The 23,772-nt window shown below is 70.5% G+C and carries 25 protein-coding genes, 1 tRNA gene and 2 pseudogenes; 10 read left to right on the forward strand and 18 right to left on the reverse strand.

Features of this window, described 5'->3' with window-relative positions; all coding sequences use genetic code 11:
* Positions 1-62 precede the first annotated feature (62 nt).
* From FB157_RS45760 to FB157_RS45780, 5 genes are all read right to left on the reverse strand, one after another.
* The gene (locus FB157_RS45760) at positions 63-1,097 is read right to left on the reverse strand and encodes a CPBP family intramembrane glutamic endopeptidase (protein ID WP_145887571.1); all 1,035 of its coding nucleotides are present in this window, start codon (positions 1,095-1,097) and stop codon (positions 63-65) included.
* A gap of 430 nt (positions 1,098-1,527) precedes the next feature.
* Complete coding sequence (locus FB157_RS45765; protein WP_145887573.1) at positions 1,528-1,953, reverse strand: hypothetical protein; 426 nt, start codon at positions 1,951-1,953, stop codon at positions 1,528-1,530.
* On the reverse strand, positions 1,950-2,228 hold the full coding sequence (locus tag FB157_RS45770; RefSeq protein ID WP_145887575.1) for a CopG family transcriptional regulator: 279 nt from the start codon (positions 2,226-2,228) through the stop codon (positions 1,950-1,952). The genes FB157_RS45765 and FB157_RS45770 overlap by 4 nt, the downstream gene beginning before the upstream one ends.
* Before the next feature lie 63 nt (positions 2,229-2,291).
* Entirely contained in the window at positions 2,292-3,188 is an 897-nt protein-coding gene (locus tag FB157_RS45775; RefSeq protein WP_145887577.1) for a phosphorothioated DNA-binding restriction endonuclease, read from the reverse strand.
* Positions 3,158-4,123: a hypothetical protein gene (locus FB157_RS45780; RefSeq protein ID WP_186581995.1), complete on the reverse strand. Its 966-nt coding sequence runs from the start codon at positions 4,121-4,123 to the stop codon at positions 3,158-3,160. The genes FB157_RS45775 and FB157_RS45780 overlap by 31 nt, the downstream gene beginning before the upstream one ends.
* A gap of 99 nt (positions 4,124-4,222) precedes the next feature.
* On the opposite strand from FB157_RS45780, the pseudogene FB157_RS45785 reads away from it, so the two are divergent.
* Positions 4,223-4,437: pseudogene (locus tag FB157_RS45785) on the forward strand (site-specific integrase); the annotation flags it as partial.
* Between the two features lie 83 nt (positions 4,438-4,520).
* Here the strand turns inward: FB157_RS45785 and FB157_RS45790 are convergent.
* From FB157_RS45790 to FB157_RS45800, 3 genes are all read right to left on the reverse strand, one after another.
* Positions 4,521-4,594, reverse strand: a tRNA-Pro gene (locus FB157_RS45790).
* Positions 4,595-4,660: 66 nt separating this feature from the next.
* Positions 4,661-5,419: a Pr6Pr family membrane protein gene (locus tag FB157_RS45795; protein WP_145887579.1), complete on the reverse strand. Its 759-nt coding sequence runs from the start codon at positions 5,417-5,419 to the stop codon at positions 4,661-4,663.
* Between the two features lie 152 nt (positions 5,420-5,571).
* Positions 5,572-6,498, reverse strand: coding sequence for a metallophosphoesterase (locus FB157_RS45800; protein ID WP_145887581.1), 927 nt, complete (start codon positions 6,496-6,498; stop codon positions 5,572-5,574).
* 162 nt (positions 6,499-6,660) lie between these two features.
* Here FB157_RS45800 and FB157_RS45805 point away from each other — a divergent pair, with 162 nt between their 5' ends.
* Entirely contained in the window at positions 6,661-7,128 is a 468-nt protein-coding gene (locus FB157_RS45805) for a GatB/YqeY domain-containing protein (protein WP_145887583.1), read from the forward strand.
* Positions 7,129-7,243: 115 nt separating this feature from the next.
* On the opposite strand, the gene FB157_RS45810 is transcribed toward FB157_RS45805, so the two are convergent.
* The gene (locus tag FB157_RS45810) at positions 7,244-9,556 is read right to left on the reverse strand and encodes a transglycosylase domain-containing protein (RefSeq protein WP_145887585.1); all 2,313 of its coding nucleotides are present in this window, start codon (positions 9,554-9,556) and stop codon (positions 7,244-7,246) included.
* A 456-nt stretch (positions 9,557-10,012) separates the two neighbouring features.
* Between FB157_RS45810 and wblA the strand changes: the two genes are divergently transcribed.
* Entirely contained in the window at positions 10,013-10,351 is a 339-nt protein-coding gene (wblA, locus tag FB157_RS45820; RefSeq protein WP_023547781.1) for a transcriptional regulator WblA, read from the forward strand.
* Between the two features lie 230 nt (positions 10,352-10,581).
* On the opposite strand, the gene FB157_RS45825 is transcribed toward wblA, so the two are convergent.
* Positions 10,582-11,982 (reverse strand): ArsA family ATPase, encoded by a 1,401-nt coding sequence (locus FB157_RS45825; protein WP_145887587.1) that lies wholly within the window; start codon positions 11,980-11,982, stop codon positions 10,582-10,584.
* Entirely contained in the window at positions 11,979-12,956 is a 978-nt protein-coding gene (locus FB157_RS45830) for an ArsA-related P-loop ATPase (RefSeq protein WP_145887589.1), read from the reverse strand. The genes FB157_RS45825 and FB157_RS45830 overlap by 4 nt, the downstream gene beginning before the upstream one ends.
* 106 nt (positions 12,957-13,062) lie before the next feature.
* Between FB157_RS45830 and FB157_RS45835 the strand changes: the two genes are divergently transcribed.
* The 4 genes from FB157_RS45835 to FB157_RS45850 all read left to right on the forward strand — a co-directional run bounded on the left by FB157_RS45835 (position 13,063) and on the right by FB157_RS45850 (position 15,460).
* Positions 13,063-13,224: a DUF4177 domain-containing protein gene (locus FB157_RS45835; RefSeq protein ID WP_003975360.1), complete on the forward strand. Its 162-nt coding sequence runs from the start codon at positions 13,063-13,065 to the stop codon at positions 13,222-13,224.
* A complete protein-coding gene (locus FB157_RS45840) occupies positions 13,221-13,685 on the forward strand; it encodes a RidA family protein (protein ID WP_145887591.1) in 465 nt (154 codons plus the stop codon). The genes FB157_RS45835 and FB157_RS45840 overlap by 4 nt, the downstream gene beginning before the upstream one ends.
* 66 nt (positions 13,686-13,751) lie before the next feature.
* On the forward strand, positions 13,752-14,633 hold the full coding sequence (locus FB157_RS45845) for an NUDIX hydrolase (protein ID WP_145887594.1): 882 nt from the start codon (positions 13,752-13,754) through the stop codon (positions 14,631-14,633).
* Positions 14,630-15,460, forward strand: a complete 831-nt coding sequence (locus tag FB157_RS45850) for an MBL fold metallo-hydrolase (protein WP_145887596.1) — start codon at positions 14,630-14,632, stop codon at positions 15,458-15,460. Before FB157_RS45845 ends, FB157_RS45850 begins: the two co-directional genes overlap by 4 nt.
* A gap of 24 nt (positions 15,461-15,484) precedes the next feature.
* Here the strand turns inward: FB157_RS45850 and FB157_RS45855 are convergent, their stop codons facing one another.
* Both FB157_RS45855 and FB157_RS45860 read right to left on the reverse strand, forming a co-directional pair.
* Positions 15,485-16,306 (reverse strand): nucleotidyltransferase domain-containing protein, encoded by an 822-nt coding sequence (locus tag FB157_RS45855; RefSeq protein WP_145887599.1) that lies wholly within the window; start codon positions 16,304-16,306, stop codon positions 15,485-15,487.
* A gap of 143 nt (positions 16,307-16,449) precedes the next feature.
* Positions 16,450-17,124: a Crp/Fnr family transcriptional regulator gene (locus tag FB157_RS45860; RefSeq protein WP_023547771.1), complete on the reverse strand. Its 675-nt coding sequence runs from the start codon at positions 17,122-17,124 to the stop codon at positions 16,450-16,452.
* A gap of 276 nt (positions 17,125-17,400) precedes the next feature.
* Here FB157_RS45860 and nth point away from each other — a divergent pair, with 276 nt between their 5' ends.
* From nth to FB157_RS45875, 3 genes are read left to right on the forward strand one after another with little or no spacing between them, the layout of a single operon-like run.
* On the forward strand, positions 17,401-18,252 hold the full coding sequence (gene nth / locus FB157_RS45865; protein WP_385164427.1) for an endonuclease III: 852 nt from the start codon (positions 17,401-17,403) through the stop codon (positions 18,250-18,252).
* A gap of 52 nt (positions 18,253-18,304) precedes the next feature.
* Positions 18,305-19,000, forward strand: coding sequence for a CoA pyrophosphatase (locus FB157_RS45870; protein ID WP_145887604.1), 696 nt, complete (start codon positions 18,305-18,307; stop codon positions 18,998-19,000).
* Positions 19,001-19,013: 13 nt separating this feature from the next.
* Positions 19,014-20,213, forward strand: coding sequence for a MarP family serine protease (locus FB157_RS45875; RefSeq protein ID WP_145887606.1), 1,200 nt, complete (start codon positions 19,014-19,016; stop codon positions 20,211-20,213).
* Positions 20,214-20,240: 27 nt separating this feature from the next.
* On the opposite strand, the gene FB157_RS49265 is transcribed toward FB157_RS45875, so the two are convergent.
* The 5 genes and pseudogenes from FB157_RS49265 to FB157_RS45900 form a co-directional block, all read right to left on the reverse strand.
* Positions 20,241-20,420 (reverse strand): hypothetical protein, encoded by a 180-nt coding sequence (locus FB157_RS49265; protein WP_145887608.1) that lies wholly within the window; start codon positions 20,418-20,420, stop codon positions 20,241-20,243.
* A 128-nt stretch (positions 20,421-20,548) separates the two neighbouring features.
* On the reverse strand, positions 20,549-21,484 hold the full coding sequence (locus FB157_RS45885) for an alpha/beta fold hydrolase (protein WP_145887610.1): 936 nt from the start codon (positions 21,482-21,484) through the stop codon (positions 20,549-20,551).
* Complete coding sequence (locus tag FB157_RS45890) at positions 21,481-21,969, reverse strand: phage holin family protein (protein ID WP_145887612.1); 489 nt, start codon at positions 21,967-21,969, stop codon at positions 21,481-21,483. The genes FB157_RS45885 and FB157_RS45890 overlap by 4 nt, the downstream gene beginning before the upstream one ends.
* Before the next feature lie 55 nt (positions 21,970-22,024).
* Positions 22,025-23,467, reverse strand: coding sequence for a Na+/H+ antiporter NhaA (gene nhaA, locus FB157_RS45895; RefSeq protein WP_186581996.1), 1,443 nt, complete (start codon positions 23,465-23,467; stop codon positions 22,025-22,027).
* A gap of 205 nt (positions 23,468-23,672) precedes the next feature.
* Positions 23,673-23,772: pseudogene (locus FB157_RS45900) on the reverse strand (IS481 family transposase); the annotation flags it as partial.

Consider the following 23,772-nt stretch of genomic DNA (forward strand, 5'->3'; position numbering starts at 1 on the left):
GCCTCCTCCGGGCTGGAGCTGCCCTTCCGCACCCCACCCCCCAGCGCACCATCTGGGGCCAGTCAGCAGGCGGGGCTGCCGGACCCCCGGGACGCCGGAAGCAGAACGGGTGCGGGCGCCGTGCGGGCGATGTTGAGCCGGCGGCTCAGGTGTAGGACCACCCACGCGTACAGCGCCAGCGCGACCGCTCCGGCCACCAGCAGTTGCCAGGAGCCGTCCGCGGCGGTGCGGTGGTCGGCGACGCCGCCCGCGCTGGTGGCGGCGAGCAGCATGAGGACCAGGTTGGTGCCCACGTGGTAGGCAACGGCCGCCTCCAGGCCACCGGTGCGGAACACGAGGAAACTCAGGACGAGACTGAACAGGATCAGGTCGGCGAAGCCCCACGGGGTGCCCAGTCCGTGAGCCAAGGCGAAGAACAGAGCGCCGACGATGCTGCCGACCCACGGGGTGCGCAGGTAACAGCCGAAGACCTGGGGGATCCAGCCGCGGAACACGTACTCCTCGGCGGCGGCCTGGAGCGGCACCAGCAGGACGAACACTGCGGCGGAGGCCAGGAACGTCGGCCAGCCCACCCATGCGTCGGACGCCGAACCGTCCACGCCGGCCCCGAACATGAGAGTGAGGGCGGCCGTCAGGACGACCAGGAGCACTGCCGCGGCCAGGGCCACTCCCAGGCAGACCAGCAGCCAACGCCAACGCACCCGGCCGGTCACCGAGGAGAGGCTGCCGGCTGGCCGGCGCTGCACCTGGCGTGCGGCGAGCAGCACCATCGGGAGCATGAGGGCCAACATGAGCAGCAAGGCGGCGTCGTCCCACAGGGGATCGGCGAACAGCAGGTCCTGGGGACCGCCCTGCTCGACTCCGGCCAGCGCGGCCGCCACGCCCAATATGAACCCCAACGGGAACATGGACAGCCACCAGCCTGCCCCGGCGACCAGCGTGGCGACCAGCGGCTGCCACCAGCGGTACCGCTCGGTCCGCGCCAACCGGTGGTAGGACGATCCGGCCGGTGCGGCGATCACGTGCGAGTCCTGTGCGGGGGCCGGGCCGCCGTCACCTTCCGTCGTCTTGCCCGGTACGTGATTCTGCGTGCTCATGGGATTCCACCTCGATCTCGAAGGTCTTGCGAGGCCGCTGCCCATTGCATCGATGCGGCCCTGGAAACCAGGAGACAAGGAGTTGGACATATCCGTCATGCCACATAAAAACGTGACTTGACAGAACTGTGCGTTGTTCGTTAGGTGAGTGGCGAAGAGGCCGGTGGTGCACCTGGGCGAGGCCGACTGACGGCCGCCTCGGAAAAGGCCTGGCTACAGGGCAGAGGCCTCAAGATCCTGTCCATGAAGGCCCTGTGCAGTCAGCCGCTCGGGCGCGCTCAGGTACGTGTACGCGTTCAGTCGCCGGCGCGCCTCCTCGTCGGCGTCCTGAGCTGCGCCTGATGCGGATACCCCCATGCTCGCTACGCGGCGCATCCACTCCCGGGCTGGTGCCATCCCAGGTGCGGGCCCTGGAGAGGCGCGGGTCGGGTCACACCTTCTTGACGACGATCGTGTCCGGGACCAGCTTCTCCAGGTCGTCGACGTCCGAGGTGAAGACGGTGACCTGTCCCTTCTGCTGTCGCGCGATCACGGCGAGCACGGCGTCGATCGCGTGCTTGTGGCCGTGCAACTCGGCGTCGGCCAGGAGCCTGCGTGCCTGGCGGGCCTCGTCCTTCCCGATGCCGGCGACCTGGAGCCGGGACAGTACCCAGTCCCAGCGCCGTTCGGTCGTTCTGTCGTCATACGCCTCGATCAGGGTCATCGGCGACGTCACCACTTCGGCCTCCCCTCGCGCCGCGAGGTCGAGCCAGGCGATCATCTTCCGATCACCGCGCACTGCCAGGGAGAGAGCTTCACAGTCCAGGACGAAGACACGGAGCGGCCTCTGCCCGTGCTCACCGACTCTCTTCTTCACGCAGCCTCTCCGGCGTTGTGTGGTCCGGAGGCGCGGCGCCGCTCGTGTTCGGCGTCGAGATCCTCCAGCTCGTCGAGGGCTGCCACACGCTCGTCCTCAGTCACGGGGCCGTGTTCTTCCTGCAGCCAGTCGACCAGTTCCAGGAGCCGGTCCCGGTCGCGCTTGAAGCGCAGCGCCTCGGCGACGTACGCCGACAGGCCCCGCTCTGCCGCGTCCGCGCGGATCTCATCCAGGAGATCCGCGGGGATCGTCACGGTTACCTTCTTCGTGGCCATACAAGAGACCATACTCTTGGTGTCACGCTCCTTACTATTGGAGCGGGGTCGACGATTCGACGGTCAGGCGGCCGTGGCAGGGCGAGGGCTGCCGTGGAAGACCTGGCTGGTGTGCCAGGAGCGGTGGATCGCTGCGATGGGGTGGACGCCCGGTTGAGGTCCGATGAGTGGTCGGTCGGCGAGCGCGATGACGTGTTCGCGGGCGGCGGGGCTGTGGCCGACGAAGCGCTGGGAGACCAGGATGCGGTGGCCCTCGCCGACACCGAGGACGCCCTTGTCGAAGAGCTTGTGGTGCAGCGAGCACAGGCACAGTCCGTTGTCGACGTCGTCCGGTCCGTCGAACGCCCACCAGCGCACGTGCGCGGCCTCCAGCCCGACCGGCACCGCGCCGATCCTGCCGTCATAGCCGCAGAAGGCGCACCTGTACTCGTAGGCCGTCAGGATCCGCTCCCGCATCCGCGGATCCCGCCGCCTCCGCACGGCGGCCGAGAGCTGTCCGGTCTCCGCGGGCTCCAACTCCAGACCGACAGATTCGCACAGGTCGCCGTGGAGCGAAGGCGGAAAGTGCAGGTCGAGCAGGACCCGTGCCATCCGGCCGAGTAGCTCCGGCTCACACCGCAGCGCCGCCCGCAGCTCCGGCGCCAGCCGCCCCGCGGCCCCCGCGGCCCGCAACTCCCGCACCCCGCTGCCGGGGCTGCCAGGTCCGCGATCGGTGCGCACCTCCCACACGCCGTCGCTCGCCAGGTGGTGGAACGGGTAGGCCGGAGTCGTCCTGTTCGGCGGACCGTACTCGGTCAGCAGCCGCTGCAGATCCTCCTCCACCGCGCTGTACCGCAGTTCGCCGGCGGCATCCTGCTGGAACCGACCGAGGGCGTACAGCAACAGCAACGGCTTGTGCGGAGCGCGGGTCCCGCTTCTGGTCCACTGCCTCAGTTTCGCGGTGCGCTCCAGCCAGTCCATGACCGGCGATCGTAGTCGCGCCTCGTTGACCAGCGAACTGCGCATGTGTGGAAGGCCTGAGTCGTGGCGAGGTGATTGCGACGCGTCGTAACCAGGTGGCGCCATCGTTCGCGAGTCTGTTGTTCTCCGTCGATCCACCGTGCTCGCGCGGTGTGCTCGGAAAGTGGAAGGCCGGCCATGAAGTGGGCGATGTCGATGAGTAGGCCGGAGACACCGATTTCGGCGAGCAGTACGGCCGCCCGGCCGGGCAGGTCGGCGGCGAACCCGGCGTCGCGTACGAGCACGGCGGTGCGAGCGGTCATCTCGCTGGAGCGCAGGCTGAGGTGGGACAACAACCGTTCCGCCAGATCGAGTTCGTCACCGGCCCGAAGCGGATCGGAGAAGGAGACGGCGAAGGCGAGATGCGCCTGCACCATGGCGGTCTCGTCGACCACACCGTGCTCCTCGGCTTCGCTCCGGCCTGCCAGGTAGGCGGCTACTGCCCGCTCCATGTCGCCTTGCACCCACCACACGTCGCCCAGCACCCGATGGTGCCGCCCCTCCCAGCCCAGCCCCCCTGCGGCTTCGACCGCGGTCGGGAAGTCTCCGGACAGTCGGCTCAGGTGTGCCAGGCCGCGTCGAGCCGCGGAAGCGAGCCGACCCCTGGCTGAGGCGACGCGCTGCATCCCGCGTCGCGAAGCGTCGGTCAGCCCGAGGTCTCGCTGGGCCTTCGCGAGGTAGTACGTGGCCAGTTCGACGAGGTCATCGGGGAGCAGCTCCGACGTGAGGACGGCTGAGAGCCGACTGGACGTGCGTTCACGGTGCTCGTGCTGGCGCCGGGCGATGGCGCTCAGCGTTTCCATCAGGGCGTCCGCCGCGGTCTGCAGGCCACCTGACGGCGTGGCGTCGGCGGCGGGAAGCGCCAGCGGTTCCCGGATGGAGTCCCCTGTCCGCACGGGTCACGCGCCGTATGTGCTCGGTGAGGCCGGCCGTTACGGCCTGCCACTGTGCCTGCCGGTTCGTGGACGCCTCACTGGCGGCGATGCTCCGGCCCTGAGTGGACGCCGCGCGAGTGAGACACAGCTTCGTATCGCTGCTCTCGGACCACGGCATCCCGCTGGAGCGCATCGCGCAGCTTGTCGGGCACACCAGTCGGACGCCGACGGAGGCCGTCTACCGGAAGCAGCTCCGGCCGGTCATCACCGAGGGTGCGGAAGCCATGGACGTGATCTTTGCCCAGCGGCGCGGGGCGACCGCCTGCGAGGCTTGATCAGAATCCTTTGGCCCTCTGTTTGGCTCCCCGGGCACGACAGAGGCCAGGGAGTATTAATACTCCCTGGCCTCTGACCAGCGTCGGGGTGGCGGGATTTGAACCCACGACCTCTTCGTCCCGAACGAAGCGCGCTGCCAAGCTGCGCTACACCCCGATGTCGCTGCTTGTCGCGGCGACGTCGTTTACTTTAGCCCACCGGTGGCCGGAGACGAAATCCGGTTTAGGCGCCGTGGCGGACCGGGGTCGGGCGGGTGTGGTCCAGGGCGATCAGGAGGACTGCCAGGGCGTACATCGCGAGCCCGACGAGGAGGGCGTTCGCCAGGGTGCTGCGGTAGCCGTGGGCCTCGACGTCGAGGAAGGGGTAGAGGTAGCGGGCGGGGGTGGCCGGGGCGACGAAGCCGGCCCGGATCAGAGAGAAGGCCAGGTAGGCCAGGGGGTAGAGGAGCCAGGCCGCCGCCTGGCGGAGATGCAGGCGGGCCGCCGGGGTGAGCAGGAGCCAGTCCAGGACGGCCGCCAGGGGGACCACCGTGTGGAGGAGTTGAAGGGCTGCCCACTGGGCGTGCCAGCGGGCCGGGGGTGCGGTCGCGCCCGTCATGGAGAACGGGGGCGTCGTGTGCGCGAGGAGCAGGTGGTAGACCAGCGCGGTGATCACGGCGTAGAGAAGTGTGGCGCCCGTCACGGACGAGGGGAGCGGGCGGCGCGCCCGCCAGGCCCTGGATGCCGACAGGAGCATGACCACTGCCAGCAGGATGCTGCTCTGGACGCTGAAGTAGCTCAGGGTCCGGGCGGGGCCGCCCAGCAGGAGTTGCAGGGCGACACCGGCCACCGCGACGAGGGCGGTCAGGAGGCGGAAGATCGCTGCCAGGGGACGGCGGGCCGGGGCGACCACCGCCGTGGCCGGGACCGGGGCGGGCAGCAGGAGAGGCGGGCCCGGGATCGCGGGCAGGTCCGGGATCTCCCTGGGTATGGGGGCGGTCATGCCCCCACGCTAGGCAGGGGGCGCGAAAGGGACCATTCGGGGTGCTCCAGGCGGGTTACCTCGGTCCCGGGATGCCATCAGTGACCTCGGTGGTGACCTCGGTGCCGCAGGTTCCCCGACGGGACAGCCCCCGGCTTCCCCGACGGGCTTCCTTACTCCCGTCCCACCAACGTCAGCAGCGTCGCCTCCGGAGGGCAGGCGAAGCGGACGGGGGTGTAGCGGTTCGTCCCGCAGCCCGCCGACACGTGGAGGTAGGACGTACGGCCCTCCGCCGTGTGCGTGGACAGACCCTTCACGCGGTCCGTGTCCAGGTCGCAGTTGGTGACCAGGGCGCCGTAGAAGGGGATGCACAGCTGGCCGCCGTGGGTGTGGCCGGCCAGGATCAGGGGGTAGTCGTCCGCCGTGAAGGAGTCGAGGACGCGCAGGTAGGGGGCGTGCACGACACCCATCGAGAAGTCGTGGGTGCCGGAGGGGCCGCCCGCCACCCGGGCGTAGCGGTCGCGCTTGATGTGGGGGTCGTCCAGGCCGGTCAGCTCGATCGACATACCGTCGACCTTCAGCACGCCGCGCGTGTTCGTCAGGTTCAGCCAGCCCGCCGCGTCGAAGCCGTCCCTGAGGTCCTCCCAGGGGTTGTGGATCGCGCCCACCACTGGGGGATTGCCGTTCAGGCCGTGGCGGCCGCTGGTCTTCTCCAGCAAGTAGCGGGCGGGGTTGCGGGGTTTGGGTCCGTAGTAGTCGTTGGAGCCGAAGACGTACGCGCCCGGGAACTCCATCAGCGGGCCGAGCGCGTCGAGGACCTCGGGGACGCCCTCGGGGTCCGAGAGGTTGTCGCCGGTGTTGATCACGAAGTCGGGGCGCAGGCCCGCCAGCGACTGCAGCCACCGCTGCTTCTTGCGCTGTCCGCCGACCCAGTGGATGTCGGAGACCTGGAGCAGGCGCAGCGGGCGCATACCCGGCGGGAGGACCGGGACCGTCACTCGTCGGAGGCGGAACGAGCGGGCCTCGAAGCCCGCCGCGTACGCCAGTCCGGCGGCACCTGCCGCCATGATTCCCAGGGGTACTCCGTATCGCGCGCGCATATGACCATCGTGTCAGACCACACCGGCCCGTCGAGACCGGCCGCCTTGCGACCCGGGGCCGGGCACCGCGCGACCCCGGGGCCGGCCGCCGTGTGGCCCATGGGCCGGCCGCCGCGTAAATGCACGGGCGCCCCCGCCGTCGTACCTGAGACAATCGACCGCATGACCACCACGCTCAAGTCGAAGCTGCACGCCGACCTCAACGCCGCGATCAAGGAGCGCGACGAGCTCCGCTCCTCGACGCTCCGGCTGACGCTCGCCGCGATCACCAAGGAGGAGGTCGCGGGCAAGGAGAAGCGCGAGCTCTCCGACGACGAGGTGCAGAAGGTGATCACTCGCGAGGCGAAGAAGCGCCGTGAGGCGGCCGACGCCTTCGCGCAGGGTGGTCGTCCCGAGCAGGCCGAGCGGGAGCAGGCGGAGGGCGAGGTTCTCGCCGCCTACCTGCCCAAGCAGCTGTCCGACGACGAGCTGAACGCGATCGTCGCCCAGGCCGTCGAGGAGGCGAAGGCGGCCGGTGCCGAGGGACCGCGGGCCATGGGTGCCGTCATGAAGATCGTGAACCCGAAGGTGGCCGGCCAGGCCGAGGGCGGCCGCGTCGCCGCCGCGGTGAAGAAGCTCCTCCAGGGGTGAGGAAGTTCCTCCAGGGCTGAGAACCGGAAACAGAGACGTACGAGTACGACGGCGGGGCCGCACCTCCATCCGGGAGGTGCGGCCCCGCCGTCGTACCGGGTGGGACCCGCCGGGGCTAGCCCCGCGTGCCCCCGTTCCTGTTGTTCCCGCCGTTGGTCTGTCCCTCGATGAAGTTGCCGGGGAGGGAGATCGTCGGCGTGGGGAAGGTGTCGCCGCCGGTGCCGCCCGTGGCGCCGCCGCCGGTCGTGCCCCCGTCAGTGAGGCCGCCGATCAGTCCGCCGATCAGTCCGCCCGTGTTGTCCCCGTTCTTGCCGCCGTCGTGCCCCCGGCCTTTTCCCCGGCCTTTCCCGTTGATGCCGTCGTCGGGGATGTCGATCAGGTTGAAGTCCGGGGCCGCCTTGCCCTCCAGGGCGCCGGTCATGGCGTCCTTCCAGATCGGGCCGGGGACCTGACCGCCGAAGACGAGATCGTGGTAGACCCCGCCGATGCTGATCCCGGTCATCTTCACGTTCTGCTTGGCGCTGCCGACCCAGACCGCACCGGCCAGGTTGGGCGTGTAGCCGACGAACCAGGCGTTCTTGCGCTCGTCCGTCGTACCCGTCTTGCCCGCGCTCTCCCGGTCGGTCAGGCCCGCCTGCTGGCCGGTACCGGAGTCGACCACACCGCGCAGCAGGGTGTTGACGGTGTCGGCGGTCTTCTCGCTCATCGCGCGCGAGCAGGTCGACTTGGGGACCTCGAGCGACTTCTGCTCGTTGCCGATCTTCTGGGTGATCGACTCGATGGCGATCGGGGTGCAGTACATGCCCCGCGCGGCGAAGGTGGCGTAGGCGTTCGCCATGGTCAGCGGGGAGAGGCCGATCGAACCGAGGGCGATCGAGGGGGTCTCCGGGAGCTTCGAGCCGTCACCCTGCACCACGTGCAGCGCGTCGGTCATCTTCACCACCGGGCACAGACCGATGTCGGAGATCAGCTGCACGAAGTAGGTGTTGATGGACTTCGCCATCGCCTCCTTCATGCGGTACGGGCCCTTCTCGGACTCGTTCTCGTTCTCTACCGTCTCGCCCTTGGTGTTGACGTAGGGGCTGCTGCTGCACCGCTGGACCGGGCTCGGGTAGTTCATCTTGTACGGCGCCGAGTACGCCTGCGTCGCAGGCTTGCCGCCCTCGATCGCGGCCGCCGCGACGAACGGCTTGAACGTCGAACCGGTCGGGAAGCCGTAGTTGGACCCGCCCATGTCCCGGTTGACCGAGAAGTTGTACTCGGTCTCGTTGTTGCCGTAGCCGAAGGGCTTCGACTGGCCCATCGCCAGGACCTTGCCGGTGCCGGGCTCGACCAGGGTGGCCGCGGCCGCGACGCTGTCGGACTTGTAGACGTGCTCCTTCAGGGAGGCCTGCACGGACGCCTGCGCCTGCGGGTCCATCGTCGTGCGGATGGTGAGGCCGCCGCGGTTCCAGAGCTGGGCGCGCGCCTCGCGGGTCTTGCCGAAGGTCGGGTCGGTCAGGAACACGTTCTCGACGTACTTGCAGAAGAACGCGGCGCTCTTGGTGGCCGTGATGCAGCCGTTCTTCGGCTGGCTGACGTGCAGGCCGAGCGGCTTCTCCTTGGCGCGGTCGGCCTCCGCCTGGGAGATGTCACCGAGCTCGGCCATGCGCTGCAGGACGGTGTTGCGCCGCTTGGTGGCCTCGGCCTCGTCGTTCACCGGGTCGTAGCGGCTCGGGGACTGGACGATGCCGGCCAGCAGCGCCGACTCCTGCACGTTCAGGTCCTTGGCGTGCTTGGAGAAGTAGCGCTGGGAGGCGGCCTCGACGCCGTAGGCCTGCTCGCCGAAGAAGGTGATGTTCAGGTAGTTCTCGAGGATCTTCTTCTTGCCCAGCTTCTCCTCGATCTGGATCGCGTACTTCAGCTCGCGGACCTTGCGCCCGAGGGTCTGCTGGGTGGCCTCGGCGACCTTGGTCGGGTCGTCGCCGGCCTCCTCGATGAAGTAGTTCTTCACCAGCTGCTGGGTGAGCGTGGAGGCGCCCTGGGAGACCCCGCCGCTCTGCGCGTTCTTGTTCAGGGCGCGCAGCACGCCCTTGAGGTCGATCGCGCCGTGCTTGTAGAAGCGGGAGTCCTCGATCGCGACGATCGCCTTCTGCATGTACGGCGAGATGTCCTTGAGGTCCACCACCGTGCGGTCGCGGGAGTAGACGGTCGCGAGCTGGTTGCCCCGGCTGTCCAGTATGGTCGTGCGCTGGCTGAGCTGGGGGCTCTTGAGGTTGGCCGGGATCTCGTCGAAGCCCTTCACCGAGCCCTTGGCCGCGAGTCCGAGCGCACCGGCAGCGGGCAGCGCGATGCCCGCCATCACGGCTCCCGCGAGCACACTGACACCGAGGAACTTGGCGGCCTGCTGCGTTGCCGACAGGCCACCGCCCGAGCGCTTCTTTGGCATGGGGGCAGCCTAAACCGTTGTGATGAGCGTTCCATCACGGCACGGCAAAGCAGAACGCGTTCCTTCTCATTCGCCGGACATGCGTGCAGGCCTTGGCCTAAGCTGCTCTCAACTGTCACAGCAGTGCGGCCACGCATCAATACGTCCGACGACCCCGAATCGTTCCGGAAGTACCCCGACTTTCTGATGGGGACGTGTCCGAATCCGCCTCGTGTGTCACCTGGCGCCCGTTGTGGCGCACCACAGCCGTCCCGGTTTGCCGGGATGATCACGCATGTCGCCAGCTCACTCCCGCGGGTGATCTGCCGCTTACCCATAGTCCGTTCGGGCCATTCAAGATTGGGCCCGAAGGGGGTGTTGCGCTGCCCCCGCCTTCCGTAACGTCCTCGACTGGCGGCGGTGAATATGCCGCTGCCGCCGTGGGGGAGCCTCGATTCGGGAGAGGACGGCGCCGGTATGGGCTGGGTAACCGACTGGAGTGCGCAGGCCGCCTGCCGCACTACCGATCCGGATGAGCTGTTCGTTCAAGGAGCAGCACAGAACAGGGCCAAGGCGGTGTGCACCGGGTGTCCGGTACGCACCGAATGTCTGGCCGATGCGTTGGACAACCGCGTGGAGTTCGGCGTGTGGGGAGGTATGACGGAGCGGGAGCGCCGCGCACTTCTGCGCCGGCGGCCCACCGTGACCTCCTGGCGCAGGTTGTTGGAAACCGCCCGCTTGGAGTACGAGCGTGGCGTCGGCATCGTGCCCCTCGACAGTGACGAGGTGTACGAGCACTATGCGGCGGTGAGCTGAGGGCATCAGCCCCGGCGTGTATCCGGGGGCCACTCCGGCCGGCCATGAGGCATGGGAAGCAACGGTCGGACGTGTGTCTCGGGGCACACCCGCTGAACATCTGCTGTGCGTGGGCGTGCCCTCGGGGCGACGCCCGCTCGGCAGGCGTGTACGAAATCGGCGCACAGCTCGGTCAGGTGTGCGCCCGTATACGGCCGGGGCCCGGGCGGCCGAGCCGTCCGCGGTGAGCGCTACGGCATCTCCGTCGGCCCCGCCGCCAGCCGGTCCCCGATGTCACGCAGGCCCGTGAGGTCGTGCACGTCACCGGGCAGTGCGGGCACCTCCACGACCGCCACCTCTGGGTGGCGGGCGGTGAAGCGGTCACGTGTGCGCTGCTCGCGGGAGAGCAGCTGCATGCGCTCCGCGTGCAGCCTCAGCAGGCCTGCGGTCAGCTGGTCGACGGAGCGCTCCGTGTCCGTTTCCATGTCCCCGTCCGGGGAGCCGGTGTCCGGGGAGCCGGTGTCCGGTGAGTCGCTGTCCACAGCCGGTGAACCGTCGTCCGAGGCGGGGGAGCCGTCGTCCGGAGCCGGTGTTGCGGAAGCAGGAGATTCTGAACTGCCGTACGTGTCGGGAGAGTTACGAAGTCCAGCTTTCCCGCCCCCCTGATCCACAATGCCGGGCTCCTCAAGATTTTCCGCGGCGGCGAGCGCCCGCTCGGCCGACAGTCGGCCGGCACCGCTGCCATGGACCCGGTTGAGCACGAGTCCCACCAGCGGCATGTCCTCCGCGGCCAGCCGCTGCACGAAGTACGCGGCCTCGCGCAGCGCGTCCCGCTCCGGGGCCGCGACCACCAGGAACGCCGTACCGGGCGCCTGGAGCAGCTTGTACGTGGCGTCCGCGCGCGTGCGGAAACCACCGAACGTGGTGTCCATCGCGGCCACGAAGGTCTGTACGTCCTTCAGCAGCTGTCCGCCCAGCAGCTTGCCCAGCGTGCCGGTCATCATCGACATGCCGACGTTCAGGAAGGCCATCCCCGCGCGGCCGCCGAGCTTCGCCGGAGCGGTCAGCAGCCGGATCAGGCGGCCGTCCAGGAAGGAGCCGAGCCGCTTGGGCGCGTCCAGGAAGTCCAGTGCCGAGCGGGACGGCGGGGTGTCGACCACGATCAGGTCCCACTCGTCCCTGGCCCGCAGCTGGCCCAGCTTCTCCATCGCCATGTACTCCTGCGTGCCCGCGAAGCCCGCCGAGAGCGACTGGTAGAAGGGATTGGCCAGGATCGCGGCCGCCCGCTCCGGGTCCGCGTGCGCCTCGACGACCTCGTCGAAGGTGCGCTTCATGTCGAGCATCATGGCGTGCAGCTCGCCGTCTCCCTCGGTGCCCTTCACCCGCCGGGGTACGTTGTCGAGGGAGTCGATGCCCATCGACTGGGCGAGCCGGCGGGCCGGGTCGATGGTGAGGACGACCACCTTGCGGCCCCGCTCGGCAGCCCTGAGGCCCAGCGCCGCCGCGGTCGTCGTCTTGCCGACCCCGCCCGAGCCGCAGCACACCACGATCCGGGTCTTCGGGTCGTCCAGCAGCGGGTCGATGTCGAGCACGCGCGCGGCGGAGAGGTGCGGGCGGGCGGCGTCCTGCGCCTCGGCCGGGTCCGGACTCATGACAACCCCTGCTTCCGCAGCTCGGTGGCGAGTTCGTACAGGCCCGCGAGATCCATGCCCTCGGCGAGCAGCGGCAGTTCGTGCATCGGCAGGTCCAGCTCGCCGAGGACCGCGCGCTGCTCCTGCTCCAGCGCGTGCCGCTCGGCGTACTCCGCGGCCTGCGCCAGCAGCGGGTCCACCAGCCGCTCGGCGTTCCCGCCCCGCCGGGCCCCGCCGAGCCCCGCGGCCGACAAGGCCTGCGCGAAGGAGGAACGCGGCACGGTCCCCACGAGTTCCAGGTCGGTCGCGTCGAGCACCTGGGGCCGGACCATGTTCACGATGACCCTGCCCACCGGCAGCCGTGCCGCGTGCAGTTCGGCGATGCCGTCGGCGGTCTCCTGGACGGGCATCTCCTCCAGCAGCGTCACCAGGTGCACCGCCGTCTCCGGCGACTTCAGCACCCGCATCACCGCCTGCGCCTGATTGTGTATCGGGCCGATCCTCGCGAGCCCGGCGACCTCGTCGTTGACGTTGAGGAAGCGGGTGATGCGCCCGGTGGGCGGGGCGTCCATGACGACGTAGTCGTACGCGAACCGTCCGGACTTGTCCTTGCGGCGCACCGCCTCGCACGCCTTGCCGGTGAGCAGGACGTCCCTGAGGCCCGGCGCGATGGTCGTCGCGAAGTCGACCGCGCCGAGCTTCTTCAGGGCCCGGCCCGCGCCGCCGAGCTTGTAGAACATCTGGAGATAGTCCAGAAGGGCCAGTTCGGGGTCGATGGCGAGGGCGTACACCTCCCCGCCGCCCGGAGCGACCGCGATCTTCCGCTCCTCGTAGGGCAGCGCCTCTGTCTCGAAGAGCTGTGCGATGCCCTGCCGGCCCTCGACCTCCACGAGAAGCGTCCGCTTCCCCTCGGTCGCGAGGGCCAGCGCGAGTGCGGCGGCGACCGTCGTCTTTCCGGTCCCGCCCTTGCCGCTGACGACCTGGAGCCTGCTCACGCCTTCGAGACTAACCAGTCCCGCCGACGGCCACGCGGGAGGCTGTGGATAAACGGCGCTCAGGCCGTCCGCCTGTCCCGTGGGTCACAGCGGATACAGTCGGCCCATGACCAAGTGGGAATACGCAACCGTGCCGCTGCTCGTCCATGCCACGAAGCAGATTCTGGACACCTGGGGCGAGGACGGCTGGGAGCTCGTCCAGGTCGTGCCCGGGCCCAACAACCCCGAACAGCTCGTGGCCTACCTGAAGCGGGAGAAGCAGGCGTGAGCGCGGTCGAGGCCAAGCTGGCCGAACTCGGTCTGACCCTGCCGGCGGTCGTCCCGCCGCTGGCCGCGTACCAGCCGGCCGTGCGCTCCGGTGTGTACGTCTACACCTCCGGCCAGCTGCCGATGGTGGACGGCAAGCTCCCGGTCACCGGCAAGGTGGGCGCCGAGGTCACCGCGGAGGAGGCCAAGGAGCTGGCCCGCACCTGCGCGCTGAACGCGCTGGCCGCCGTGAAGTCCGTCACCGGCGACCTGGACCGCATCGCGCGCGTGGTGAAGGTCGTCGGCTTCGTCGCCTCGGCCGCCGACTTCACCGGGCAGCCCGGTGTCGTCAACGGCGCCAGCGAGCTGCTCGGCGAGGTCCTCGGCGACAAGGGCGTGCACGCCCGCAGCGCGGTGGGCGTCGCGGTGCTGCCGCTGGACGCGCCGGTGGAGGTCGAGATCCAGGTCGAACTGCTTCCCTGAGTTCCCTCGGCCCGCCGGCCTCGGGCACCCCTCGAACATTCGCCCTACACGGGATAGCCTCCGGCCATGGCGAACGGTCAGTGGTACCCCGAGGAGTGGCCCGACCGCATCCGCGCGCTCGCGGACGGCACCCTCACCCCGGTGTCCCCGAGGCGCGCGGCCACGGTGCTGCTCCTGAAGGACACCGCCGCCGGCCCGGTCGTCCACATGCTGCGCAGACGCGCCTCCATGGCCTTCGCCGGAGGCGCGTACGCGTACCCCGGCGGCGGTGTCGACCCGCGCGACGACGACCGTCAGGTGCGCTGGGCGGGCCCCACGCGGGCGTGGTGGGCCGACCGGCTCGGCGTCGACGAGGCCGGCGCCCAGGCGATCGTCTGCGCGGCCGTCCGGGAGACCTACGAGGAGGCGGGCGTCCTGCTCGCCGGTCCAGACCCCGACTCCGTCGTCGGCGACACCACGGGGGACGACTGGGAGGCCGACCGCGCCGCCCTCGTCGCCCGCGACCTCTCCTTCGCCGAGTTCCTGGACCGCCGCGGCCTGGTGCTGCGCTCGGACCTCCTCGGCGCCTGGACCCGCTGGATCACCCCGGAGTTCGAGTCCCGCCGCTACGACACCTGGTTCTTCGTCGCCGCCCTCCCCGCGGGCCAGCGCACCCGCAACGCCTCCACGGAGGCCGACCGCACGGTGTGGATCCGCCCCGAGGAGGCCGCGGCCGGGTACGACAAGGGCGAGCTGCTGATGATGCCGCCCACCATCTCCACCCTGCGCCAGCTGCTCCCGTACGCCACCGCCGCCGAGGCGCTCTCCGCCGCTCCCGCGCGCGACATGACCCCGGTACTGGCACGGGCCCGCCTGGACGGCGGCGAGATCGTGCTGTCCTGGCCGGGGCACGACGAGTTCACCAAGCACATCCCGACCGTCCCGAGCACCGGTGGAGGCCCCGCATGACCGACGCCGCAGCCCTGCCCGGCCAGCCGCGAGGCGGTGTGCTCTCGGGGCCCGCGACCGAACGGGCCGTCAACGTGCTGGCGCCCAACGCCTCCGCGATGACCCTGGACGGCACGAACACCTGGATCGTCGCCGAGCCCGACTCCGAGCTGGCCGTGGTGATCGACCCGGGTCCGCTGGACGACACACACCTGCGCAGCGTCCTCGACACGGCCGAGAAGGCCGGCAAGCGGATCGCCCTCACCCTGCTCACCCACGGCCACCCCGACCACGCCGAGGGCGCCGCCCGCTTCGCCGATCTGACCGGCACGCGTGTGCGTGCCCTCGACCCGGCGCTCCGGCTCGGTGACGAGGGCCTGGCCGCCGGGGACGTGATCGGTCTCGGCGGCCTGGAGCTGCGGGTCGTACCGACCCCCGGGCACACCGCGGACTCCCTGTGCTTCCATCTCCCGGCCGACCGGGCCGTGCTGACCGGCGACACCATCCTCGGGCGCGGCACGACGGTCGTGGCGCACCCCGACGGCCGCCTGGGCGACTATCTGGACTCCCTGCGCCGTCTGCGGTCCCTGACCGTGGACGACGGCGTGCACACGGTCCTGCCGGGCCACGGGCCGGTTCTGGAGGACGCCCAGGGCGCGGTCGAGTTCTACCTCGCCCACCGCGCCCACCGTCTCGCCCAGGTGGAGACGGCCGTCGAGGACGGCTACGGCACCCCGGCCCAGGTCGTCGCCCATGTGTACGCCGACGTGGACCGCTCCCTGTGGCCGGCCGCCGAGCTGTCCGTGCGGGCCCAGATGGACTACCTCAGCGAGCACGGGCTGATCTAGTCCTGCCGAGGGTCCGGCCGGTAACTAGTCGGGCCGTGGGGCTTTGACGCCGTGCACGCGCGCGTACTCCGCGGCCAGCCAGGGGCCGAGGCCGTCCACGTACGACCGCAGGACGTCCGGGTCGCCGACGGGCTCGTAGCCGTACTCCGCCGCCCTGTGCAGCTCGGCGGCCCGCTCGGGGTAGTAGGCGCCGAACACCTCGGCCATCTCCCGCAGATCGCTGGTCCAGCCGTTCCAGCCGGGCATGACGAGGGTGAAGCCGGTGCGGACCAAGTGCCGGGACATGCCGCGCACCAGGGGCCGCCGGGCGTCCTCACGGTCCGCGGCGGCGGCGATCCGCTCCCGCCAGCGAGGGAGGAGCAGCGCGAGGTCGCCGTTCGTCTCCCGGGCGAGCAGGGAGTCGGGGCGGTAGCGGGGCAGGTACTCGGCCAGGTCGTCCCCGAGCAGCGGGGTGCACAGGCAGGCCACGAACCAGCCCAGGTCGTACGTCTCCAGGTCGCTCAGCAGCCGGGCCCGGCCGTACAGCAGCGTGCCCACGCCGTCGATCTGCGGGTACTCCTTGTCGAGCGCCTCGCCGAGGGCACGGACGGCCTCCCGGTCGGCGTCGGCGGGCTCCTTGTACAGCGCGACCAGCAGGTCCAGGTCGCTGCGCCCCACGCGCGCGGTGCCGCGCGGGATCGACCCGTAGAGGTAGGCGCTGTGCAGCCGCGGGCCGAAGGTGTCGAGCAGCCGGTCGCGCGCGGCGGCCACGACCGGACGGAACGCGTGCGGCACGCGCGCGAGGGAACCTTCGCGCTCGATGAAGCCCCGGGCGTCGAGCCCGTGGGGGACGGGGGGTTCGGCCATGTGTTCACTGTGCCCCGACGGGCACGGTGAAGCCGCATGATTTTCGGTGCCGGTCGGCATCGATCGGCCCGTCCGGCGTTCGAGGACGAGGCCGGTCGGGCCGGGAAAGCAGGGGGCCGCGGGCGGCAGCGCCCCCGGAGACCTCAGCGCGACCGCTTGGCCAGCCGCTCGACGTCCAGCAGGATCACGGCGCGCGCCTCCAGGCGGAGCCACCCACGCTGGGCGAAGTCGGCCAGCGCCTTGTTCACGGTCTCGCGCGAGGCGCCCACCAGCTGGGCCAGCTCCTCCTGCGTGAGGTCGTGGACGACGTGGATGCCCTCCTCGGACTGCACGCCGAAGCGGCGGGAGAGGTCCAGCAGGGCGCGCGCCACACGGCCGGGAACGTCGGAGAAGACCAGGTCGGACATGGCGTCGTTGGTCTTGCGCAGTCGGCGGGCGACGGCGCGCAGCAGGGCGCCGGCCACCTCGGGGCGGGCGTTCAGCCAGGGCTGGAGGTCGCCGTGACCGAGACCGAGCAGCTTGACCTCGGTCAGCGCGGTCGCGGTCGCCGTGCGCGGGCCCGGGTCGAACAGCGACAGCTCGCCGATCAGCTCGCTGGGGCCGACGACGGCGAGCATGTTCTCGCGGCCGTCGGGGGAGGTGCGGTGCAGCTTCACCTTGCCCTCGGTGACCACGTACAGCCGGTCGCCGGGGTCGCCCTCGTGGAACAGCGAGTCGCCGCGTGCGAGGGTCACCTCACTCATGGAGGCGCGCAGCTCCGCGGCCTGCTCGTCGTCAAGAGCCGCGAAGAGCGGGTTGCGCCGCAGAACGTCGTCCACGAGTTCTCTCCTTGTCGACCTGCTCAGGGGATCTTGCTCCCCCTTGGTACCAGGGGACCGTGCTCCCCATTTTGCCGGACGATCCAAACAGTGTGATCTGTCACAAGGATGCCGCACAGGTGTCCCAAGGTAAGCGGCAGGGGTCCAATCGGGGGCTGATCTTCCGGGTCCGGGGCGGATGTCGGTGCCTGGCTTTAGGCTGGCCGGGTGTCCAAAACGCCGGTGAGAGCACAGGCCAAGGGGGCTGGGCGGGTGGTTGTACGTCGGGATTCCGCTGTGGGCGAACAGAGCCCTGGCGGAAATAGCAAAAGTATGAAATCAGGACAAAAGGTACCTCGTAAGAAACCGGCTGCCAACGAGTCCCGCACCGCTCTGGTCCGCCGTGCCCGCCGCATCAACCGCGAGCTGGCCGAGGTCTACCCGTACGCCCACCCCGAGCTGGACTTCGAGAACCCCTTCCAGCTGCTCGTCGCCACGGTCCTGTCCGCCCAGACCACCGATCTGCGCGTCAACCAGACCACCCCGGCGCTCTTCGCGAAGTACCCCACCCCTGAGGACCTGGCCGCCGCCAACCCGGAGGAGGTCGAGGAGATCCTGCGCCCCTGCGGCTTCTTCCGGGCCAAGACCCGGTCGGTCATAGGGCTCTCCAAGGCCCTCGCCGAGGACTTCGGCGGCGAGGTCCCCGGAAGGCTGGAGGACCTGGTCAAGCTGCCCGGTGTCGGCCGCAAGACCGCCTTCGTGGTCCTCGGCAACGCCTTCGGACGCCCGGGAATCACCGTGGACACCCACTTCCAGCGGCTGGTGCGGCGCTGGCAGTGGACCGACGAGACCGACCCCGACAAGATCGAGGCGGCCGTCGGCGCGCTGTTCCCGAAGAGCGACTGGACCGACCTGTCCCACCACGTGATCTGGCACGGCCGCCGCATCTGCCACGCCCGCAAGCCCGCCTGCGGCGCCTGCCCCATCGCCCCGCTCTGCCCGGCCTACGGCGAGGGCGAGACGGACCCGGAGAAGGCGAAGAAGCTCCTGAAGTACGAGAAGGGCGGCTATCCGGGCCAGCGCCTGAACCCTCCGCAGGCCTACCTGGACGCGGGCGGCAGGCCGGCGCCGCCGCTGGGGGCCGTATGACGGAACGATCCCGGGGCTCGGCGGCGTTGGACACGGCAGGACGGGGGTGGCGATGACGTACACGCACGACACGCACAGAGGTCCGGTCACGCTGAGCAAGGAGGGCCTGCCGGGCTGGCTGGACCCGGTGGTGCGGGCCGCGGAGACGGTCGAGCCGCTCCAGCTCAGCCGCTTCCTGCCGCCGGAGAACGGCTCGGGCCGGCAGTCGGCCGTGCTGATCCTGTTCGGCGAGGGCGAGCACGGCCCCGAGCTGCTGCTCATGGAGCGGGCCGGCTCCCTGCGCTCCCACGCCGGCCAGCCGTCCTTCCCCGGCGGCGCCCTCGACCCGGAGGACGGCGACGTGCGCGGCGACGGGCCGCTGCGCGCCGCGCTGCGCGAGGCGGAGGAGGAGACCGGCCTCGACCCCCTCGGCGTCCAGCTCTTCGGCGTCCTGCCCGCCCTCTACATCCCGGTCAGCGGCTTCGTCGTCACGCCCGTGCTCGGCTGGTGGCGCGAGCCCAGCCCGGTCGGTGTCGTCGACCCGAACGAGACCGCCCGTGTCTTCACCGTCCCCGTGGCGGATCTCACGGACCCCGCCAACCGCGCCACCACCGTCCACCCGAGCGGTCACCGGGGACCGGCATTCCTGGTCGAATCGGCCCTGGTCTGGGGTTTCACGGCCGGAGTGATCGACCGCCTGCTGCACTACGCGGGCTGGGAGCGCCCGTGGAACAGGGAGAACGAGGTCCCGCTCGACTGGCGGTCATGACAGGGTGTCGTCCGTGAATGTGCTGGACATCTTGTTGCTGGTCGCCGCCGTGTGGTTCGCGGTCGTGGGCTATCGCCAGGGTTTCGTCGTCGGCATCCTGTCGGTGATCGGATTCCTCGGCGGTGGTCTCGTCGCCGTGTACACGCTGCCCGTCGTCTGGGACGCAGTGACCGACAACGCGGAGGTCGGCACCACCGCGGCCGTGGTCGCCGTGGTCGTCGTCATCGTCTGCGCCTCCATCGGCCAGGCCCTGACCACCCACCTAGGCAACAAGCTGCGCCGCTACATCACCTGGTCCCCCGCACGCGCCCTGGACGCCACCGGCGGCGCACTTGTCAACGTCGTCGCCATGCTGCTCGTCGCCTGGCTGATCGGATCCGCGCTCGCCCAGACCACGCTGCCGACCCTGGGCAAGGAGGTCCGCAACTCCAAGGTGCTCCTGGGCGTGTCGGAGGCGCTGCCCGCCGCGGCCGACACCTGGTTCAAGGACTTCACCTCGGTCCTCGCGCAGAACGGCTTCCCGCAGGTCTTCAGCCCCTTCTCCAACGAGCCGATCAAGGACGTGGAGCCGCCCGACCCGGCCCTGGTGAACAGCCCGGTCGCCAACCGGGCCCAGCGCTCCATCGTCAAGGTCACCGGCACCGCCCAGAGCTGCGGCAAGGTCCTGGAGGGCACCGGCTTCGTCTTCGCCGACCGCCGCGTCATGACCAACGCGCACGTCGTCGGCGGCGTCGACGCGCCCTCCGTGCAGATCGGCGGCGAGGGCCGCAAGTACGCCGCGAAGGTCGTCCTGTACGACTGGAAGCGCGACATCGCCGTCCTCGACGTACCGGACCTGAAGGCGAGCGCCCTCCGGTTCACCACCCAGGACGCGGCCGGAGGCGACGGCGCGATCGTCGCGGGCTTCCCGGAGAACGGCTCGTACGACGTCCGTGCCGCGCGGGTGCGCGGGCGCATCACGGCCAACGGCCCGGACATCTACCACCGCGGCACGGTCAGCCGCGACGTCTACTCCCTGTACGCGACAGTCCGCCAGGGCAACTCCGGCGGCCCGCTGCTCACACCCGACGGCAAGGTGTACGGCGTGGTGTTCGCCAAGTCCCTCGACGACGCCGACACCGGCTACGCGCTCACGGCCGACGAGATCCAGCAGGACATCAGCCGGGGGCGTGCGGCGAACGAGCAGGTGGGCACCGACAGCTGTGCCCTGTAAGGGTGTTGGGGATGCGTCCCGCGCGGTTCAGCCGCGCGGGTGACGCAGGCGCACGGAGACCCAGCGGGCCCGGCGGCGCAGGATGCGCGGAATTCCCACCCTGAGATCCGCCTCCGCGAGCTGCGGAGTGCCTCGCTGCGAGGAGCTCGGCCCGGCGGCCGAGCGGCGGTTGCGGGGTGCGTCACTGTAGTCGTGCGTCCAGCCCATACCCCGACGTGTGCCCCCGCCCCAAGGTCGATAACCGCCTCCGCGCCCCCCAATTGGCCTATGCGGCAGGCATGTGGCCGTTCGAGGGACAACTGTCCAGGAAGCGGATACTCCACTCACCGAGCCGCTTACCGGTCCGGCTCGGGATCCTTCAGCCAGTTGATGAGTTCGGTGGAGAAAGCCGCCGGGTCCTCTTCGTGCGGGAAGTGGCCGAGACCGTCGAACAGGCGCCAGCGGTACGGGGCTTCGACGTACTCGCCCGAGCCCGCCGCGCTGCGCGTCCGGGCCACCGGGTCCAGTGAGCCGTGCAGATGGAGCGTCGGCACCCGGACCGGCCGCTTCATCCTGCGGTTGAACTGGATGCCGTCCGGGCGGGCCAGCGAGCGCACCAGCCAGCGGTACGGCTCGATCGCGCAGTGCGCGGTGGACGGGATGCACATGGCCCGCTGGTACGCCTCCACGTCCGCGTCCTCCGGCAGTCGCGGCCCGGACCACTCCCGGATCAGCCGGCCCACCAGCGCGCCGTCGTCGGCGGTCAGCTGACGCTCCGGGATCCACGGCCGCTGGAAGCCCCAGATGTAGGAGCCGGCCGCCGTCTGCCGGGCGTCCCGGAGCATCGCGGAGCGCCACCGCCGGGGGTGCGGCATCGACACGACCGCGAGCCGTCGTACGAGCTTGGGCCGCATCGCCGCAGCCGTCCACGCCAGATAGCCGCCCAGGTCGTGCCCGACCAGTGCGGCGTCCGGCTCGCCGAGCGAGCGGATGACGCCGGTGACGTCCAGGGCGAGGTTGGCCGGGTCGTACCCGCGCGGGGTGCGGTCGCTGCCGCCGACACCGCGCAGGTCCATGGCCACCGCCCGGTACCCCGCGTCGGCGAGCGCGACCAGCTGGTGCCGCCACGTCCACCAGAACTGCGGGAAGCCGTGCAGCAGCAGCACCAGGGGTCCGTCGCCGAGTTCGGCGATGTGGAAGCGCGCGCCGTTGGCGGCGACGTCCCGGTGCGTCACCTTCTCCCCGTGGGGGAGGTCGATCCTTACGGCCGATGTCGCGGCGGGCTCCGTCATGACGACGAGCGTGCCACAGCCTCGATGGCCTCGGGCGCCCGGTCGTGCGGCAGCTCCGGGCGCGGGTGCGGCTTGGCGTTCTGCAGGACGCCCGCCGTCTCCTTCATCGACGCGGCGACCGTCTGCGGCCCCTGGCTCTTCTTGACCTTCTTCGCGAACCTCGTGCCGATGAGCGCGAGCAGGCCGGCGACCAGCACGTTCGCCGCGAAGGACAGCAGGAAGCAGACGGCGAGGTTCCAGCCGCTCCAGGTCCGAATGCCGTACGCCAGAGCGAAGTTGAGCATCGGCAGGGAGAACAGCAGCACCATGCCGGCCGCCCCGAAGGCACCACCGCTGGTCGCGCCGCGCTTGACGTCCTGCCTGAGCTGAGCCTTGGCCAGCGCGATCTCGTCGTGCACCAGCGCCGACATTTCGGTCGTCGCCGAGGCGACCAGCTGGCCGATGCTGCGTTCGGCGCCGACCGGGCTGCCGTCGGGTGCGCTCATCGCGTTCTCCCTCTGAAGTCGTATCTGCCGTCTTGATTTGTACCGTCTCGTCAGATCATGCCGGACGACCGTGCTCCTCGCCTGCCCCGCCCGGCACTTCCGCATCCCCGTGGCGCGCCGCGGCGGCCTTCTCGGTGGCGATGCGGCGGTGCTCGGCGGCCTTGCGCTCGTAGATGTCCGCCATCCGCAGGTGGTAGGCCGGGTCGTCCTGCTCGTAGATGTCCGGGATGCCGTCCCGGTCCTCGTCGCGCTCCTCGTTCTCGCACAGTCCGCGGTAGCGGGCGTTGCGTATCTTCAGCAGCACCGTGGCACACAGGGCGGCGATCAGCGATCCGGTGAGGACGGCCGCCTTCACCTCGTCGGTCAGCAGCGCGTCGCCCGCGAAGGCCAGTTCGCCGATGAGCAGCGAGACGGTGAAGCCGATCCCGGCGAGGGAGGCCACCGCGAAGATGTCGGCCCATTCCAGGTCCTCGCTGAGCTCCGCGTGGGTGAAGCGGGCCGTCAGCCAGGTGCCGCCGAAGATGCCGAGCGTCTTGCCGACGACCAGTCCGAGCACCACGCCGAGCGTCTCCGGCTCGGTGAACACATCCGCGAGTGCCCTGCCGGAGACCGCCACCCCCGCGCTGAACAGCGCGAACAGCGGTACGGCGAGCCCGGCCGACAGCGGCCGCACCAGGTGCTCGACGTGCTCGCCCGGCGAGTGCTCCTCACCCTCACGGGTGGTGCAGCGCAGCATCAGGCCCATCGCCACGCCGGCGATGGTGGCGTGCACGCCGCTGTTGTACATCAGCGCCCAGACGACGACGGCCAGCGGCACGTACACGTACCAGCCGCGTACGCCCTTGCGCAGCAGCAGCCAGAAGACCGCCAGCCCGGCGACGGCCCCGCCGAGCGCCGCGAAGTCGATCCGCTCCGTGAAGAAGATCGCGATGATCAGGATCGCGAACAGGTCGTCGACGACCGCGAGGGTGAGCAGGAAGGCGCGCAGGGCGCTGGGCAGCGAGGTGCCGATGACCGCGAGGACGGCGAGCGCGAAGGCGATGTCGGTGGCGGTGGGCACCGCCCAGCCCTGGGTGGAGCCGTGCCCGGTGAGGTTGGTGAGGGTGTAGACGAGCGCCGGTACGGCCATCCCGCACAGTGCGGCCACCACGGGCAGCACCGCCGCCCTGGGGTCGCGCAGGTCCCCGGCGACCAGCTCGCGCTTGAGTTCGATGCCGGCGACGAAGAAGAAGACGGCGAGGAGGCCGTCGGCGGCCCAGTGGGCCACGGACAGGTTCAGGCCGAGGGCGCTCGGGCCGAAGTGGAAGTCGCTGACCGCCTCGTAGCTGTGGTGCAGGGCGGGAATGTTCGCCCAGATCAGCGCGGCCACCGTGGCGACGAGAAGCAGGACACCGCCGACGGTCTCGGTGCGCAGCGCGTCCGCGACGAAGGTCCGCTCGGGCAGGGACAGGCGTCCGAGAGCCTTGCGGGCGGTGTTCGGGGTGCGGGGCGCGGCCACGGTGGGGACCTCCGGGTCTGTGGGCAGGACGGAGCGCTTGCCGACCAGACTTCCCGGCACACCTGGAGGATCGTTTCGCGTTGGGACTTTGTTTAGTTTACCTAAGGTTGCCGCGGGATGCATCCGGTGATCCGTACGATATGCGCCTTACGTGCAAAAGGGGCGCCCGGCGAGTCGTCGCCGGGCGCCCCTTCGGCCGTGGGCCCTAGTTGTATTGACCCGCAGCGTTGTTCACTCGGCTGATCGGGGGCTGGCCTCCGAGTGCGGTGTGGCAGCGGTGGTGGTTGTAGGTGTGGAGAAAGTCT

Source organism: Streptomyces sp. BK340 (genome assembly GCF_007827595.1).
In the GTDB taxonomy this organism is placed as follows: Bacteria; Actinomycetota; Actinomycetes; order Streptomycetales; family Streptomycetaceae; genus Streptomyces.